This is a genomic window from Plantactinospora sp. CNZ320 (genome assembly GCF_002846275.1).
On record NZ_PJMP01000001.1, the window covers coordinates 6893990 to 6910868 of the forward strand.

Sequence of the window (16879 nt, forward strand, 5' to 3'; positions counted from 1 at the left end):
TACCTTTCCGCGCACTACCTGGCCGAGGTGCTGCCGACCACCCTCAAGGGTGGCCTGGTCAAGCGCTGGTCGGAGGAGGAGCGCGGCGGCCGGGTGACGCCGAGGGCCGGGCTGCGCGGCTTCCGGCGCGACTACTTCGACCGGAAAATCGAGCTGGCCGACGCGGAGTTGTTCGACCCGGAACGGCTGCGCAAGCTGCACCTCGAGCTGTTGGAGGTGCTCGGCTTCGGTGACCCGCAACGGCAGACGATCACGGTCGAGCGGGCCGGGCAGGAGCAGGAGATCCCGGTCGCGCACGCCGAGCTGCCCGGTGGTGCCGGGCACGGCATCGTCGCGCTGGACTGCGGTTGGGCGGTCGACACCGACGCCGCCCAGGACCCGACCGAGGCGGGCCGGCTGCTCGACCCGGTGGAACTGGCCGGCGGGGAGCGGGTGGAGACCGGGGCCAAGCTCGCCTCCTGGCTCTTCGCCACCGAGGAGCCGCCACGATACGTGCTGATCATGAGCGGTGGGGTGATCACCCTGGCCGACCGGAGCGTCTGGGGTGAGGGGCGTTATCTGGCGGTCAGCCTCGACGCGGCGTACGGCCGGAACGACGAACGGGAGCTGGACGTCGTCGCGGCGCTCTTCGGCGCGGACTCACTGCGTCCGCCGGCCGAGGGCGGCAGCGAACCGCTGGCGGACCTGGTCGCCGGCTCCCGGCAGCACGCGGTCGGGGTCAGCGGCGAGTTGCGGGAAGGGCTGCGTACCTCGGTCGAGCTGATCGCCAACGAGGTGCTGGACCGGATCCGCCAGGCCGGCTACCGGCCGGAGCAGGTCGCCGACCTGGACGAACTGGCCCGCGACCTGAGTCGGGAGGCGTTGCGCTACCTCTACCGGATCCTCTTCCTGCTCTATGCCGAGGCCCGGCCCGAGCTGGGGGTGCTGCCGGTAAACGATCCGGAGTACGTCTCCGGCTACAGCCTGGCCCGGCTCGGTGACCTGATCTCGCGGCGGCTGCCACCCTCGGCCGAGGAGGGCTTCCACCTCTACGAGTCGCTGGACCTGCTCTTCTCGATGGTCAACGAGGGGCACCGGCCGCGTGGGGCGGGTGAGGAGGTCGGGGAGCAGACAAGTGAGGACGTGGGGCTGCGGTTCGAGCCGATGCGCTCCGACCTGTTCCTGCCGGAGGCGATCCGGCTGATCGGCCGGCAGATCCCGCAGCCGGGCAGCGACGAGGACGACCCGGACGACCCGCACGGCCCGAAGCTGGACACCCGGCTGCGCAACCGGACCCTCTACCAGGTGCTGCGCCGACTGATGATCACCAAGGGCGGCAAGCGGAAGCGTGGCGGCTTCATCTCGTACGCCCAGTTGGGGATCAACCAGCTCGGCGCGGTCTACGAGGGGCTGATGTCGTACACCGGATTCGTCGCCACCGAGCGGCTCTATGAGGTGGCGAAGCACGGCGACCCGAAGGACGGCTCGTGGATGATTCCCGAGTCGAAGGTGGACGACTACGACGACGAAGTCTTCGTGTTGAAGGAGAACCCGGTCACCGGGGCGAAGAGCCGGATCCCCTACGAGCCGGGCTCGTTCGTCTATCGGCTGGCCGGGCGGGACCGGCAGACCAGCGCCTCCTACTACACCCCACAGTCGTTGACCGAGGTCACCGTCCAGCTCGCGCTGAAATACCGGATCGAGGAGGCTGGCGACGGGCTGCGCGCCCGGGACATGCTCGACTGGTCGATCTGCGAGCCGGCGCTCGGCTCCGGCGCCTTCCTCAACGAGGCGATTAACCAGGTGGCCGCCGAATACCTGCGGCGGCGCCAGGAGGAGCTGGAGACCACCCTCGAACCGGAGGACTATCACCTGGAGTTGCAGCGGGTGAAGGCATACATCGCGCTGCACAACTGCTATGGCGTCGACCTGAACCGGACCGCCGTCGAGCTGGCCGAGGTGTCGCTGTGGCTGAACGTGATGCACGTCGGGTTGCAGGCGCCCTGGTTCGGGCTGCACCTCAAGCGGGGCAACTCGCTGATCGGTGGTGGGCGGCGGCTCTATCGCCCGGAACAGCTTGCCGACAAGTCGTGGCTGAACACGGCGCCGGAGGACCGGCCGTTCCGGGACGGGGCGATCGAGCCGGGCACCATCCACCACTTCCTGCTCCCGGCCGACGGGTGGGGCGCGGTCGCGGGGGAGAAGGAGGCCCGCGAGCTGGCCCCTGTCGAGACCGAAAAGCTCAAGAAATGGCGTACGGCGATGAAGCGCGTGCCGTCAGCCAAGGGGACGAAGAAGCAGCCGTCGCAGGTGGCGCGGTTGCAGGCGCTGGCTGGGCGGGTCGAGTTTCTGTGGAAGCTGGTCCGGCGGCGGCTGGAGATCTCGGAGCGGGAGATCCGCCGGGACATCCCGGTGTGGGAGGTGGAGCCGGAGCGGCCGTTGCCGCCGGCCGAGGGGGCGGTGGCCAGGGAGAAGATCCTGGCGGACCTGACGGCGGCCGGCACGCCGTACTGGCGGTTGAAGACCGTGATGGACGCCTGGTGCGCGCTGTGGTTCTGGCCGCTCGACGCTGCTGAGCTGCTGGACGGGTCGGCCGAGGTGTATCCGGCCGAGCCGGTCGAGGTCACGCACGTCCGGGAGGTGCCGGCGTACGAGGATCCGGTGTCGTATGAGAAGCAGGATCTGTTCGGGGCGGTCGAGCCGCAGCAGTTGAAGATGCCGAGCCGGCCGACCGGGGTGCGGAAGGTGAGCTTCGCCGAGCAGTTGCGTCGACCGGTGCCGCTGGCGAACCTGGACGGCTGGCTCACCTTCGCCGAAGCCCTGCTCGGCCGCGCCGACATCCCGGAGGACTCGCTGGTCTCGCACGTCACCTCGCTGGCCGAGCTGAGCGAGTACGAGGGGCGGCTTGAGGGGCTGATGGGGATGGAGAACCCCTTCCGGCTCGAAGAACGCTTCCCCTGGCTGCACACCGCGACCCGGATCGCCGAGGAACAGGGCTTCTTCCACTGGGAACTGACCTTCGCCCAGGCGTTCGGCAAGGGCGGCTTTGACCTCCAGGTCGGCAACCCGCCCTGGGTACGGCCGAGGTGGCTGGAGGATGTCGTACTCGCCGAGCACGATCCGTGGTTCCGGCTGGCTGAGAAGCCACCGATCGAGGTGTGGCGAGAGCGGAAGTCGGCCGGGTTGCAGCGCGTCTCGACCCGTCTGGAATTCCTGCGACAGATGGCAGCGAACGCTGGGATGGTTTCGCTATTGACGCATCCGGGGGCCTACCCGCTGCTCGTTGGCACACAGCCTGACCTGTATCGGGCGGTGGCATGTCGAGTCTGGTCACATCTCGGACCTGTTGGGACGGCTGGTCTGGTCCATCCGGATACCCACTTCGGTGGTACGAAGGAACGCGCACTCCGTGAAGCGGCCTATCGGCATCTGCGGGTGCACGGCGGCTTTGTCAACGTCGCCAACTGGGCTTTCGACGACGCGAGCCGGAACATCGAGTTCGGGGTCCACATCTACGGCAGCCCGAGGGAAATCAGCTTCTATCACCTGAGCCGCCTGTACGCCGCACATGTCTTGCCAGAGTCGCTGGAACATGACGGGACCGGCCCCGCGCCCGGGCAACGATACAACGGCGCCTGGGACGTCCGACCACATCGATCACGAGTGGTTCGGGTTGACCTGCAGGTGCTCAAGCTTTGGCAGCGGTTGCGAGGAGAGTCGGCGACTTCGGGTGAGCAGGCTGCTCTGCTGCACCCGGTCACGGTGGCGGAGGAGCGTGCGATTGCGGCACTCGCTGCGGTCGAACGCCGGATCGGCGATCTCAGCCCGTGGATCAGCCGTGGATACGACGAGGCGAACGGAAAAAAGGACGGGCTGATTCGCTGGGATCAAGGGACGCCAGACTCGCTGGAGAATCTGGTCCTTCAAGGGCCGCACTTTGGCATCTCCACACCATTTGCCAAGGAACCGAGGGTCCCCTATCGCAGCAACAACGACTGGAAGCCGCTCGATCTGACCGAGCTTCCATCGGACTTCATTCCCGGATCGAACTATGCCCTCGCCGGATCAGAGGCTATCACCAAGGCTGGCCAGGACATCTGGGGCAATATCCGGTACACCAAGCGTTACCGTCTCGCTTGGCGCCGCATGATCGCGTTCAATACTGAGCGATCCCTTTTTGCGTCTCTGATCCCGCAAGGGCCCTCCCATGTATTAACCATAAATAGTATGGCCCTGCAAACAAATCGGGAGACGGCAATAGCCTCCGGCTTCTGGTCCTCGCTACCGATGGACTATGTCCTCCGCGTGAGTGGAAAGGCAGACCTAACCGGTCGTGATGTCCTAGCGATGCCTGCGCATTCTCTAAATCATCCACTTGCTGAGCCTCTCTTGCTTAGAGTTTTAAGGCTAAATTGCTTGACAGAGGCGTATTTCGATATATGGCACGAACTGTTCGATCGAACTTGGATGGAAGACCGCTGGAATACGGGGCCAGAAACCTACTCACCTCTCCGGATCGATAGGCCCTACTGGAGCTCTGGCGTTGCGCTGCGAACGGAGGCAGAGCGAAGGGCGGCGCTGGTGGAGATTGACGCACTGGTTGCTGTATGGCTAGGCATTAGGGCGTCGGAGTTGGTCGCGATTCTCTATTCCCGGTATCCGATACTGGTCGAGCGCGAAGGCCGCATGTGGTTTGACGCGAATGGTCGGAGGATCGCGGCTGACCCATACGCCTTTGGTTTTGGACAGACGAAGGAACATCTTCAGCAGTTGATAGCGTACTTGGATGAGCCCGAGCGGAATCCAGTACCGACGGGGTATACTGCACCTTTCTATAAGGCAGATCGAGAGTCAGAATATCTCCAAGCGCACGCCGATTTCACTCGGCGCTGCGCAGAAGCGTAGGGGTGGGCGTAGGAATGCGGCATAACCTAATTTGCCTGGCCATCTGAAGGCGATGCCGCTCCCGCGCTTTGGCAAGGCCTCGGGGCAATTGGGTTTAGATGGGTAAGTCAACTAAAGCGGCTACAAAAGGGCCTTCGCGCAAGACGGTAGCTTGGCCCGGCGGTTGTGACGGCTATACCGGTCCCGGGTACCATGTAGCGCCCGCACCACCGGACTTGCACCTGTGCGTTCTGCCTGACAGCAGACACCCTTGGAGACCGTATGCTATTCACCCAAATCGAGCGCGGACGGGGCGACCTTCCTCCGCAAGCTCTACGGCAGGCGTTCCTGGTGAAGGATCGGTGGAACGATTACGGGTACGTCACCATGTTCCAGCTACTCATCGTCGATGACTCTGGGACCTGGCACGAACTCGGAAGTGTCAAGATTGGCGGGTTTGGCGTTCCGGAGGGGTGGACCGCGTGGTCCGACCTGCCTTTTCAGTTCCAGCTCCTGGACGATCGATACTTCTCCCTCGGCCAGGATGACACCTACTACGAGAAGCTGGCCGGGCTCGGCCCTGAGATTCGCGTCGAGGTACTTACCGCTTTGCGGGATGTGGCATACGATGCAGCGCTGCTGCGCCGTGCGGAGGCCCTCGACGTGACCACCACGTCACTGCTGCGGGGGATTCCGTTGGGCGTCGTGGAGAATCAGTTCCGCCGCATCGCCCATGGCGGGGCCCGGGTGACGCCCTACGAGTTCGAGTATCAGCCGGCCGACGGCCCACCCTCTACCGGCCCAATATGGTCACAGAGGTTGGAGTTCACCGTCACCCCCGGCGAGCAGCCGCCGACGAATATCCATGTGCTCATCGGCCGCAACGCCGTCGGCAAGTCGCATCTGCTGCGCAGCCTGGTTCGGGCCGTCGCCGACCAGCGTGCCGACCCGGCTGACGCCGGGCAAATCTTCGAGAGCGACGCCGCATCCGGACGTACCTTCCGCGGCGTCGTCGCGGTCTCTTTCAGCGCCTTCGACGAGTTCGTGTCCATCCCGCAGGTGCGCCAGGCTGTGCCGTACGTCCACATCGGAGCTCACGACGACTCTTGGGTTCCGCTCAGACGCGAGCAGTTGGCCCGAATGTTCTCCATGAGCCTAGACACCTGCCTGACCGGTCCGGCGGCCGAACGCTGGACTAGAGCAGTGAAAACCCTGCGTTACTCCGGCTCTGGGTTTCTGGAGAACGACTCCTGGATCTCCGAGTTCAAAGACGCGTCCAACGAACGGCGCCGTTCAATGGCCATTGACCTCTTCGCCTCCCTGAGCTCCGGCCACGCGATCGTCCTGCTCACCATCACCCGCCTCGTCGACCGGGTCCACGAACGCACCCTCGTCGTCATGGACGAACCGGAGGCGCACCTGCACCCGCCACTGCTCGCCGCGTTCGTACGGGCGCTGTCCGACCTTCTTCTGGACCGTAACGGTGTCGCGATCGTCGCCACCCACTCGCCGGTCGTCCTGCAGGAGGTGCCATCCTCCTGCGTGTCGCTTATCCATCGCCACGGTACGGTCGCCGTTGCTCGACGGCCCACCCTGGAGACCTTTGGGGAGAACGTCGGCACCCTGACGCACGAGGTCTTCTCGCTGGAGGTGACCGATTCCGGCTACCATCGGACTATTCGCACCGCTGTCCACGACGGTATGTCGTACGAGACGCTGCTGGACCATTTCTCTGGTCGGCTCGGCACCGAAGCGAAGGCCATCGCGCGGACCTTGATCGCCATCCGGGACAGCGGCGGAGAGCTGTGATGTGGCCGGTTCCGCGACCCCAATACGCTGGCTGGGAGGTCTTGAACTTCTACGGCGCCTGTATCGTCAGCTCTGGCTCGAAGGACCGCCTCGTCCGGCTTACTAACCTCGGCAAGGATGTCGTCGAAGCAGCCGAGCGTTACGAGTCGGCGGCTCTCTTCGGAGAGTTGCACCGGCTGAAGGATCTCGAAGACCAACCTGAGGACGAAGTTGGCCGGGCGGACCTGCTATGGGCATACAACCGGGGTCTAGTCCGGAACGTTGCCGGCCGGCGGCACTACGACGAGCTACTCGCCCGGGCTCCGCAGAGTCGCTGCCCGTTCTGTGGGCATCGAGACGTCAGCACCCTCGACCATCAGTTGCCGAAGGCAACCTATCCACTGCTGACAGTAGTTCCGGACAACCTCGTCCCGGCCTGCTTCGACTGCAACCACCGCAAGAACGACGCGGTGGCGACCAGCACCGCCACCCAAATTCTGCATCCATACTTCGAGAATGCGAGCCACGGCCGGTGGTTGTTCGCGCGAGTGGTGTCGCGCGACCCCATTTCTCTTCTTTTCTTTGCCGAACCGGATTCGACCTTTAGCGCAACGATGCAGGGCCGGATCCGGCATCAGTTCACACAGTTACGGCTGTCAACGCTGTACGGCACGCAGGCGTCACGGCAGATAACCGGGGAACGGCTACGCCTGAATCATTTACGCCAGGAGGGCGGTCCGACAGCACTAAGCGAACACCTCCGCGAGATCGCGGCCAGCTGGGCAGCGACGTCCGTCAACTGCTGGCAGCATGCCATGTACGAGGCTCTGGCCACTGATCCGGGCTACCTAGAAGACGACAGGTGACCTACCGACGTAACAGGGTGGGACGAGTTTATCGACCTTGACCGGTTCGAGTGCGCCGCTCACCGTCTGCGGCAGAGGAATGCGTCAGTCAGCCCGCGTAGGCTGACCCGCCGCCTCGCGGATCAAAATTGACGCGCTGTGGTTGTACATCACGTGCTTTAGGTGGATCTTTCCGCCCTTTTGGGCGAGAACTAGGGAAACGACGTGACGTACTGCGGCTTGCTGGAGGCGTTTACTGGAGATGGTTCTCGCAAAATCGTCGGAGGGAATCACAATGATGGCATGCGTACCGTCTGACCAGGTGGCGATTCCCTCCGACTTGGCCTCACGAGCAAGCTTGCTCTGCATTATGTCTAGAGCCGTAGCTACTGTAATGGGAATTTGAAACGCGGCTGTAGCAGATGCCAGCCAGCCGTCGGGCCTGGTGCGCTGAAGCTCATCGACGAAACGGCGCACGCGGGCAGTGGTTCTGATCCGCAACGGAGTAACAGATGTACCCTGTCCTTCAAGATACGCATACTGCTCGTCGAACTCGTACTGATGTGGCATGTGCATTATGGATCCGACGTTGCGGCTGAGCATCGTCAGTCGTTGTTCTAAGTCGACCTGATAGAGGTAGAGTGCGAGCATCTCAAGTTCGTCCAATATCATAAGCTGCGGATGCCCGACCCACCGCCTTCGGAACTCTAGGTAACCCAAAAATTCGGCTGGACGCCGTAGGGTGTCAGTGACAACGTTAAGATAAGTCGCACCAACGATCCAGGGCCGAGCCTTCGCGTCTAGGACACCCCAATCAATCAGCCTCCTGATGCGAGTGCCGATATCCGCGAGGCCGTCGAGTGTAGGTAGCAATTGATAACACCTGCGAACCTTTGAGCCATCCACTTCAATCATCGGTCGGCTACTACTTGCCGTCTCGTAGAGCCTCGCCGGGCGGCCATTTACCACATAATGATAGTCCCGATCTAGCTGCGAGGCTCCTTCACTGATCAAGAGCTTTAGTTGAGTAATGTACTGGTTGGCCCCGCCTCGTCGCGCAGCCGTCTTTAGCGGCGCACCCTTACCTTCCAGCACAATGACGATATCTTCATAAAGCAAGACGCCGTCTACTTCTGCCCTGCCCTTCGCCAGTTCGATGAATACTTGATTGTATGCAACGCTGCCGGGCAGCACCTTCTTAAGAAGACCTAATGCATGCGCATCGACTGCATCGGCCCGAGCACGCTCCCAATTCTTAATCTTCTTCGACAGGATAGACTCGACGGTCAGATGCAGCTCGGTGGTGAGTGCGGCCGGATGCACCAGGAGGGCAACATCCGGCCCATCTTTCCCTACGGGTAACGGCAGAATCATGAAAGGCTTCGTACGCTGAGGCACGTCGACGAAGACCGAAGTAGAACCTGGCGCTTCGCCTGGACGCAATCCCAAATCCTCCACCATGGTGCGAACTCGATCGTTATCAGTGTCAGTTCCCAGAGCATCTAAAGATATACCCATAACCCACGGCAGCGCAGCGAGAACGCCCTCATACCAAAGACGTCTGAAATCATCGCTCGCCGCGCTGATGCTGGGTGGTGCTTCATTGAGCACTTTAGTCGCCGTGTCCCATGCTGTCATGAGTGCCGGGGTAAGTCTTTGATTCCATCGAATGTTGATGTCAGAGCCCAAGCTGATCAAATCGTCGATTTTATATCCGCACCGTTCAAGAAGTGTCTTCTCCTTGCCTTGCGCCAACGATTCGGCCAGGGAAGTGGCGTGCGGAGCATACGAGTCTCCACGATAGGCGAGCCAGCGCTGAAGCATCTCCTGGCGAAACGTAGACTCCGGCGAGCTTTCGTTGGCATAGCTGTAGGCGAGGCTCAAGGTATATGCCCACATGCGCACCTCGTTGGCGGCTTCCGAAACGGTCCGCCAGTCATCGGCTAAGCAAGGTCTCCAGCTTGCTGGAACGGGTGAAGAAGCAACGATGCTGACAACCAGCTCAAGGTCTAAGTCTCTCGGCATAGTGTCAGGTTCGAAATATGAACCCCATCGCTCTGCGCGCGTCGCGAAAATCATGCCGCATATCAGCGGGAGTGGATCAAGACCTTCCACTATGCCTTTCAAATGGTCCATCGCCGTCTGCTGTTTATCGGTAAGCCTTTGAATTGAGGTTGTGGCCAGACTCCTAAGCTCTTCCACCTGCTCCAAAGGGAGCGGAGGCACCTCCTCCCTGCCGTCATGCGCCACCACGGCGTCACGGGACTGCAACTGCGAAGAAAGGTAGGCCTCGGCAAATGGATCCGACGAAGCCGCGAACCATTTTAGGTAATTGTCAAATCCTTTTGTGGTAGTGAACCTTGGCGGTTCGCGGTCTCGTCGATTTCGTTTGGCTTCGTTGATTTGATCGCGCGTCGGCTCCGGCAGCCTTGGATCTCGCTGCGAGGCTATTCTTGGCGGCGTATTCGATGCTGACTTTCGAGGCTCGTAACGTCTTTTGCCCATAGTGGATGATGCCACAGCCAAACGCGACGACGCTACCCAACGAACGCCTGCAGCGGAAACGGCATCTGAACGATGCTCGGAGGGATAATGGGTGTGCACCCCGCCGAGAGAAGTGCGGCCTTTCAAGGTTGACGCGGCTGCGTGCCGTTCCGTTGGTGCCGTGTCAGCACGTACAAGCCCTTGCCCTGGTGTCCCTCGACTACCCCGGCCTCCCGGAGTGCCAGCATGGCGTTGCGGACGTCCGTGTTGCTGGCGTCGTACTCACCGGGTAGCTGGGCGACGGCGGGAAGCTGTCTCCCGGCTGGAGTTCCCGGAGGCGATCTTCGCTCTGATGTCCGCGACTATCCGGGTGTAGATGGGCTCGGTCGGCGTGGTGGGTGGACTCCCTGCACGTGATCGCGAGAGCGCTGGAGTTGCGGGGTGGGCCCGCCCGACGACCTGTCTGGAGGACGACGGACACAATGACCCGGTCAGGATTCCGGGCTACTGGTTCAGCGTGGGTCGGTCAGGAGGGTGGAGACGAACCCAGACCAGGCCGGGCCGGTGAAGGCGAGGACCGGCCCGTCGACGTCCTTTGAGTCGCGTACGGCCACCGTCCCGCCCGCGAATCGCACCTCGACGCAGGCGGCGTTGTTGGAGCTGCGGGAGGACTTGAACCAGTCCCGCTCGGGGGTGTGCTCGATGGAGGTCACGTCATCTCCTTGGCGATCCGCCGGATCAACGCCAGCGACTCGTCCGAGCTTAACGCGCGCTCCAGGGTCTCCTCGAAGGTGATCACGTAGTCGGCTACCCGGGCCGACTGGTCGATGATGTCGCTGGAGGTCAGGATCTCCTGCCAGACCAGCTCAGGCAGCCGGGGCGAGGGGAAGGAGAGGATCTGGAACGGTCCACCCAGCGCGGGGTAGGCGCCTGCGGTGAACGGTACGACCCTGATCTGGATCTGCTCCGGCCGCTTGGAGACCAGCGTGGCGAGGTGCTGGAGCTGGTCCCGCATCACGTCTGGTCCGCCGACCTGCTGCCGAAGCACGCCCTCGCTCAGCACGGTGGTGAACTTGATCGGGTTGTCTCCGGTCAGTCGCGTCTGCCGCGCCATCCGGACCGCGATCCGCCGGTTGACCTCGGTCAGCCGAACGTAGGTGTTGCCGCCACGCATGATCGCGCGGGCGTACGCCTCGGTCTGCAACAGCCCGTGCAGTAACTCACTGTCGTAGCTACGGATGTGGTCAGCGCCGGCTTCGTAGCCGAGGAACCGGAGGAACTCGGCGGGGAAGAGCTGGGAGTACTGGTGCCACCAGGCACGCTTGGTCGCCGACTCCCGTAGCTGCTCCAGTTCTGCCGCGTCGTCGGGCTCGATCTCGTAGACCTGCACGAGCTGGGCCAGGCGGTCGGCAGGCAGCTTGACCCTGCCCGCTTCCACACCCGACACGTACGCCTGGGCGATGCCGGTGGCCCGACCAGCCGCGACGGCGGTCATGCCCAGCTCCTCGCGGCGCTCGCGCAACCGGAGGCCAAGCTCCCATGCCTGCACGGTCGGCGACTCCACCGGGCTCGGCTTTGACCGACGCGACCTTGACGCTCCAGACGATCCGGTGTTCATCACGACTCCTCCTGTTGGCAAGGATGATGGCGATAGTACGGGAGAACTTGCCGGCATCATGCCCTTGATATAAACGCGATCATCGTCAATGCTACTCACTACAGGTTGGTGATGACGACGTAACGCAACTTGCCCCCCAAGTTGCACAGTCGACTCAGGAGTCACCGGCACCTGTGCCGGGACGGCCAGCTCGTACGGGTTGTCCGTCCCGGCTGTTGAGTCACGCCCTGCTGACGTACGTGCTGCTTGTGGCTGCGCTGGTGGGGCGGGGTGGTCCCGGCCCGGGGCGAGCGTGCCCGGGGATTCGGGCCGGGGCCACCCATCCACCTACTGCTGTCGTCGAAGGGTTGGTGAGGTTGTGCGTGCTCTGTTTCGGTGGTTGTTCCGGCGTGAGGGGAGGTCGGCGCGGCGGCTCGGGGCGGCCTACCGGTCGGCGGCGTACCGGCCGTTGTGGCCGTCCCAGGTGCGGCTGCGCCGGTTCACCCGGGTCGGCTTCGGCCGCCGGGGCGTCGATCCGGACGAGGTGAACGAGTTCCTGGATCAGGTCGCCGGTGACCTGGCCAGGGCGTACACCGAATTGGCTCGCGTCCGGGAGCAGAACGCCCGGATCAAGGACGCGTTGCGGCGGTGGCAGTCCCGGCAGGTGCCGTCCGCCCGGGAACTGGCGGGCCGTTGATGGCCGACCGGTACGTCCTACACCTGCCTTTCACGGCGCCGGACCCCGACGCGGCCCGGCAGCTCGCCCGGATGGCGGCCCGGACTCTCGGCCGGTTGCCGGAGTTCGACGTGGCCGAGGCGACCGTCTCGCCCGAGGACGATCAGGTGGTCCAGTCGAGGCTGTTCTGTGATCGGCTCCTCGACCGAGGTCGGCGGTGTGTGCTGCGGGCTGAGCATGAGGTGCCGTGCGCGAGTGTGGAGTCGGCCCGGTGACCGGGGAGTCCGCCGCTGGGCTGCCGGTGGTGTTGTGCCGGTCGTGTGACGGTCTCGCCTTCACTCTCGACCCGTGCCGCTGCACCTACGGTGGCAACCGACTCCTGGTCACCGACACGGACACCGACACCGACGGCGGGAGTCGGCCGGTCGGGGAGGCATACCAGGACTGCCGGGAGTGTCAGGGCGTCGGGACCCTCGCCCGGCCGTGTCACAGCTGCCGGCAGACCGGCCGGCGTCGGGCGCAACTCGTCCTGACGATGGTGAACCTGGACACCGGGGCGGTCGCGTCGGCGAACGTCGTACCCGGAGTTGCCGAACCGGTCCCGTGGCCCGGCGATGGCGGCGGGAGCTGGCATCTACCGACCGGCCCTCTTCTGCACGACCTCGCCGCCCTCGTCGGTGTGGTCTCGTGGACCGACGTCCAGGCGCCCGGTGAGCCGGACGGGCCCCTGGTCCTGCTGCCCCGCGCGTGGCGGCCCGAGCAGCCCGAACCGGTCCGGCGGGAGTTGGAGGCGGAGGCGATCGCGGGGGAGAGCAACGACGCATGGCGCGTCTACCTCGGCCGCACCACCCTCGCCCCGGACCGGAGCCCGGTCGCCGTAATCGGCCGGTGGTGCCGGCTGGCTGGCCTGCTCTGCCTCGACCTGGTCGTCGAAGCCCGCCGCCTGATCGCCACCAACGAGCTGACCTGGGCGATCCGGTTCGAGATGCCCGGCGGGCCGGTCCCAGCCGAAACCTACGGCTACGCCGACGACCTGATCACCGCCATCACCACCACCAGCGACCTCGACGCCTTCTACGGCCTGGACGAACGCGGCCTGACCGTCCCCGCCCACCAACTCACCATCGGGCCGCTGCCGCCCGACCCACCGCCGGTCGATCTGGACCAGCTCGAACGACGGATCCTCGCCGACTGCACAGACCTCACCACCGGCAACCCGCACGCCGGGGCACAGGCTGTCTGGCGGGACGGCCGCTGGTGGCACACCAGCCTCCGCATCGACGGTACGACCGAAACCCTCACCGAATGGAGCACCGGCCAGATCTACACCCGCCGCACCTCGACGCTGCGCCGCGGATGGCAGCCGCCGGCACCATCGTGGCAGGGACCACCCATCGGGTACGTCGACTGCCCCGACTGCGACCCGCACAGCCGACTCCGGCTCTGTGTCTGCCGACTCGGCGCCGACCGCGCCGATCCCGACTGCTCGAAGTGCGCCGGATCCGGTCGCAGCCCGTCCCTACTGCGCTGCTTCACCTGCCGGGACAGCCACCGCCTGCACACCGAGGTGACCGTCACCATCACCGACCTCACCGGTCGGGTCGCACACCTGAGCTGGCGGGCCGGACCGTCCGGCTGGCAGACCGGCGAACTCACCTGGCCCGTCGACCCCACCGGCCAGCACGGCGGCCCCACCGGCCAGCACGGCGGCCCCACGGGCCAGCACGGCGACCCCGTCGGCCGGCAGGACGACGGGCAGGCCAGACCGACAGACGAGGAACACTGGCGTGCCGGCCGACACGTGCCCGCCCCACACGTGGCAACCCACCCGGGCGGCAAACCGCTGCACCAGCTTCCCGACCAGTTCCGGCTCGCCGGCTGGGCCGACCATTTCGGCGTACGCCCGGAGGACCTGGTCGAACTCGACGGCGGCGGCAGCCTCGACCACAGCCTCCGGGACGGCACCGTCACCCTGCACCGACCCGACGCCGACCCGCTGACCGAATACCTGCGCTGGGCTGCCCGAGGTCGACCCGGCGGCCGGCTCTTCGTGCTGGCCCGCCGACCCGACGTGCCATCGCTGGCCGACCTGGTCCGGCTCGTCCTCGGGCTGCGCCTGACGGTCACGATCACCCTTGTCGACCACAGCCGCAATGCCGGCGACCTCCGCCTCGTCCAGGGCGAGAGCTGGGACGTCACAGTCAATGTCCTCGGCCGGCCCCCCGCCCCGGCCGACCCGCCCACCCGATCGACCCCGGAAGCCGCGGTCGCGTTCTGCCTCGAATATCTCGAACTCGCCATCGCCGGCAACGTCCCCGACAACCCCGACCAGCCGATCCCGGTGCCACAGACCCCGACCCCGATCACGGTCGACGACCCCGTACCCCTACTGCGCCGGCTCGCCCACCACCATCCAGGGCAACCCGTCGCGGTCCACTACGACGGCATCACCTGTCAGGTGTGGCTCCGCGAACGCGACGACGTACGCCAGCTCGCCACCGCGCCCACCCTCCCCGCCGCCATCGGTGCCCTCGGTCTCTGATCGATCATCTGTGCCGGCGCCGCAATGGCGTCCACGAAAGAAACTGGCGCCATCGACATCTGCCTGCGACGTCTCCTACCTGACCGCCTTGACCGAGCCAGATAGCCTCATCGAAGTATCTCAATTGCAAGTGGATGGATGCACGGATGAGGCGTCTTCTCGCCATACTCGTCGGCTTCGCGCTGGCAATGGGCGCGCCGCCGGCAACCGCATCGGCGGACACTGGAGCCGGCTTATCGGCTGGCCTCGGCCCCGCAGCGGAAGTAGCGCCGCTCGCGGTGTGGACCGACTGGGACGGCAACCACATCACCTCGGCGGCGAACTGTGAGGCGCGCCGCCAGTATATCGCCAGGACATACAACATCAGCTTGAGCAATCTGCGATGCCAGAGGCGGAATGTCGGTCTGCCGCCCTGCACGCTCTGGCGTTGGATTCTCCAGGTCAGGTCGCTGGACTCGCTCACTCGCCCGCACGATCCGGTGACGGTCGCCGCTCCGGCCGCAGCGCTATGCTGAGCCGTGCCCACCGAGTCTGACGAATACTCGCCCTGGTTGTCCCTCGTCCTAGAAGAGGGGCAACCGGGGTGGGCGGCAGGCCGGTTCGTCCACGCCAGTGGCCAGCCGTTTCTGGCGCCAACTGGCGAAGACGCGGACGGTTCGGCGGGAGTCCCGCTCATATTCGACGGCGCCCGCCCCGACATCGCAGAAGTCGGAAATCGATGGGTCAGCGTGACGGGCGTCCTGCGGGACCAGCGCCTGCATGTCAGCACCCTTGCCCTTGGGGGTGCCGGACTGGCCTCCCCGGCAGCGGCAGAGATGACTGGTCGTGGTGACAATTCGGCTCGGCAGAGCCGGTCTGTCGAGCAGAAGGCGCCGGCTGAGCGTGAGTTTCAGCTGGACCGGCGGCTCCCGGCCGAGACACTGTTGATCGAGCGAGGGCTCCTGGTCGACGCGTGGACCGAGGAGGGCACGGGACGGCGGATCGCACTGGCCACGGATCCCGAACCGGTCCGGGCCGCGTTGCAGCCACACTATCCGGATTCGATCGAAGTGGTCCCCAGCCGGTGGGACCTGCGATATCTCGACGGTATCCGATCGCAGGTGCCGGACGAGATCCTGCTGGCCTTCGGCAATTCGGTGGGAAACAATCACCAACTACGCTTGGCGATGACCCTGCTGCACCTCCCGGCGGCGGTGGCGCGACGGCTGGCCGGCTACCCGGCCGACGCACTCGACGTCCGGGTGCTCGTCCAGCCGGCGCCCGGGACCGGCTGACCGGCGGGGCTCTTCTGGCTTGTAAATCCGTCACGCCCTCGACGAGCCCGCGAGCGTGACCGTGAGAGCCGCACAGCTGGCGAGCGCCGACACGATCGCGACGGGTGCGCCGATCCCCACGCTCGGCAGGACCGCCGGGACGATCGGACCGAAGAAGGCGCCACTGTCGTCGTATCGCAGTGCCACGGCGACGGCGCCGGCAATCGTGGCGGCTCCCGACAGACAGCCGGCGAGGAGCAGCGGCAGACGTCCGTCGCTGCGGCGGGTCAGCACGACCCATCCGGTGAGCAGATTGAGCACCGCCGACGGCGCGAGATAGAAACCCCAGCCTGGAAAGCTGTCCAGCCAGATCTCGAATGCGCCGTACACCGCCCAGGGCAGCGCGGAGGTGGCGACCACCGCGCCGATCGCGCCGACTGCGGCGAAGGTCCGGCCGACGGCTTGTCGCATGTACGCCCCCAAAGTCGCCAACGAGGATCGCTTGAAATGCTGGCCGCTCCGGCCGGCGCGAAGCTCACCGCGGTCGTCCAGGCGATGCTGGCGGACCGGGAGAGGAAGATCGCCGCGCTGAAGGCGGAGTTCTTCGCGATCCAGACCAGTCGCACGGGCATCTCCGGTGGCCCTTGGACCCTGGTGGTCCGGGTGAAGGACCTACCCGCCACGCTGCGCCCGCCCGATGATCGGGAGGCCGAGCGCTGGACGTTCACGGTGAGCATGTGGCTGTCGAACTACTCGGCCCGCGATGCGATCGACTTGCTCGCCCGGCTTGCATCGGAGCGGGTTCCGATCGGCTGAGCACGCCCGAGGCCT

General features: G+C 65.2%; 13 protein-coding genes and 1 pseudogene. 9 read left to right on the plus strand and 5 right to left on the minus strand.

Features of this window, described 5'->3' with window-relative positions; translation table 11 throughout:
• The first annotated feature begins 27 nt into the window (after positions 1-27).
• From CLT71_RS30840 to CLT71_RS30850, 3 genes are all read left to right on the plus strand, one after another.
• Complete coding sequence (locus CLT71_RS30840) at positions 28-4884, plus strand: DNA methyltransferase family protein (protein WP_486483551.1); 4857 nt, start codon at positions 28-30, stop codon at positions 4882-4884.
• Between the two features lie 261 nt (positions 4885-5145).
• Positions 5146-6672, plus strand: coding sequence for an AAA family ATPase (locus CLT71_RS30845; protein WP_101370185.1), 1527 nt, complete (start codon positions 5146-5148; stop codon positions 6670-6672).
• Between the two features lie 41 nt (positions 6673-6713).
• Entirely contained in the window at positions 6714-7517 is an 804-nt protein-coding gene (locus tag CLT71_RS30850) for an HNH endonuclease signature motif containing protein (RefSeq protein WP_143743677.1), read from the plus strand.
• Between the two features lie 84 nt (positions 7518-7601).
• Here the strand turns inward: CLT71_RS30850 and CLT71_RS36700 are convergent, their stop codons facing one another.
• The 4 genes and pseudogenes from CLT71_RS36700 to CLT71_RS30870 all read right to left on the minus strand — a co-directional run bounded on the left by CLT71_RS36700 (position 7602) and on the right by CLT71_RS30870 (position 11658).
• Positions 7602-10016, minus strand: coding sequence for a hypothetical protein (locus tag CLT71_RS36700; RefSeq protein ID WP_486483552.1), 2415 nt, complete (start codon positions 10014-10016; stop codon positions 7602-7604).
• A 107-nt stretch (positions 10017-10123) separates the two neighbouring features.
• Positions 10124-10291: pseudogene (locus CLT71_RS36705) on the minus strand (GntR family transcriptional regulator); the annotation flags it as partial.
• A 201-nt stretch (positions 10292-10492) separates the two neighbouring features.
• Complete coding sequence (locus CLT71_RS30865; protein ID WP_101370189.1) at positions 10493-10693, minus strand: DUF397 domain-containing protein; 201 nt, start codon at positions 10691-10693, stop codon at positions 10493-10495.
• Entirely contained in the window at positions 10690-11658 is a 969-nt protein-coding gene (locus CLT71_RS30870; RefSeq protein ID WP_486483553.1) for a helix-turn-helix domain-containing protein, read from the minus strand. Before CLT71_RS30870 ends, CLT71_RS30865 begins: the two co-directional genes overlap by 4 nt.
• 298 nt (positions 11659-11956) lie before the next feature.
• On the opposite strand from CLT71_RS30870, the gene CLT71_RS30875 reads away from it, so the two are divergent.
• From CLT71_RS30875 to CLT71_RS36715, 5 genes are all read left to right on the plus strand, one after another.
• A complete protein-coding gene (locus CLT71_RS30875) occupies positions 11957-12274 on the plus strand; it encodes a DivIVA domain-containing protein (protein WP_101370191.1) in 318 nt (105 codons plus the stop codon).
• Entirely contained in the window at positions 12274-12528 is a 255-nt protein-coding gene (locus tag CLT71_RS30880) for a hypothetical protein (protein WP_101370192.1), read from the plus strand. The genes CLT71_RS30875 and CLT71_RS30880 overlap by 1 nt, the downstream gene beginning before the upstream one ends.
• Positions 12525-14795 (plus strand): hypothetical protein, encoded by a 2271-nt coding sequence (locus CLT71_RS30885; RefSeq protein WP_143743679.1) that lies wholly within the window; start codon positions 12525-12527, stop codon positions 14793-14795. Before CLT71_RS30880 ends, CLT71_RS30885 begins: the two co-directional genes overlap by 4 nt.
• Positions 14796-14941: 146 nt before the next feature.
• Entirely contained in the window at positions 14942-15310 is a 369-nt protein-coding gene (locus tag CLT71_RS36710; RefSeq protein WP_143743680.1) for a hypothetical protein, read from the plus strand.
• Between the two features lie 3 nt (positions 15311-15313).
• Entirely contained in the window at positions 15314-16069 is a 756-nt protein-coding gene (locus tag CLT71_RS36715; protein WP_143743681.1) for a hypothetical protein, read from the plus strand.
• 30 nt (positions 16070-16099) lie between these two features.
• Here CLT71_RS36715 and CLT71_RS30895 read toward each other — a convergent pair whose 3' ends face one another.
• On the minus strand, positions 16100-16519 hold the full coding sequence (locus tag CLT71_RS30895; protein ID WP_101370195.1) for a hypothetical protein: 420 nt from the start codon (positions 16517-16519) through the stop codon (positions 16100-16102).
• Between the two features lie 36 nt (positions 16520-16555).
• Here CLT71_RS30895 and CLT71_RS30900 point away from each other — a divergent pair, with 36 nt between their 5' ends.
• Positions 16556-16864 carry a hypothetical protein gene (locus tag CLT71_RS30900; protein WP_101370196.1) on the plus strand — a complete coding sequence of 103 codons (309 nt, stop codon included), beginning with the start codon at positions 16556-16558 and terminating at the stop codon, positions 16862-16864.
• Positions 16865-16879 lie beyond the last annotated feature (15 nt).

Bases quoted from the DNA above. Each gene is read 5' to 3' on its own strand.
- CLT71_RS30845 (WP_101370185.1), top strand. From the start codon at position 5,146: ATGCTATTCACCCAAATCGAGCGCGGACGGGGCGACCTTCCTCCGCAA.
- CLT71_RS30870 (WP_486483553.1), bottom strand. From the start codon at position 11,658: ATGATGCCGGCAAGTTCTCCCGTACTATCGCCATCATCCTTGCCAACA.
- CLT71_RS30880 (WP_101370192.1), top strand. From the start codon at position 12,274: ATGGCCGACCGGTACGTCCTACACCTGCCTTTCACGGCGCCGGACCCC.
- CLT71_RS36710 (WP_143743680.1), top strand. From the start codon at position 14,942: ATGAGGCGTCTTCTCGCCATACTCGTCGGCTTCGCGCTGGCAATGGGC.
- CLT71_RS30895 (WP_101370195.1), bottom strand. From the start codon at position 16,519: ATGCGACAAGCCGTCGGCCGGACCTTCGCCGCAGTCGGCGCGATCGGC.
- CLT71_RS30900 (WP_101370196.1), top strand. From the start codon at position 16,556: ATGCTGGCCGCTCCGGCCGGCGCGAAGCTCACCGCGGTCGTCCAGGCG.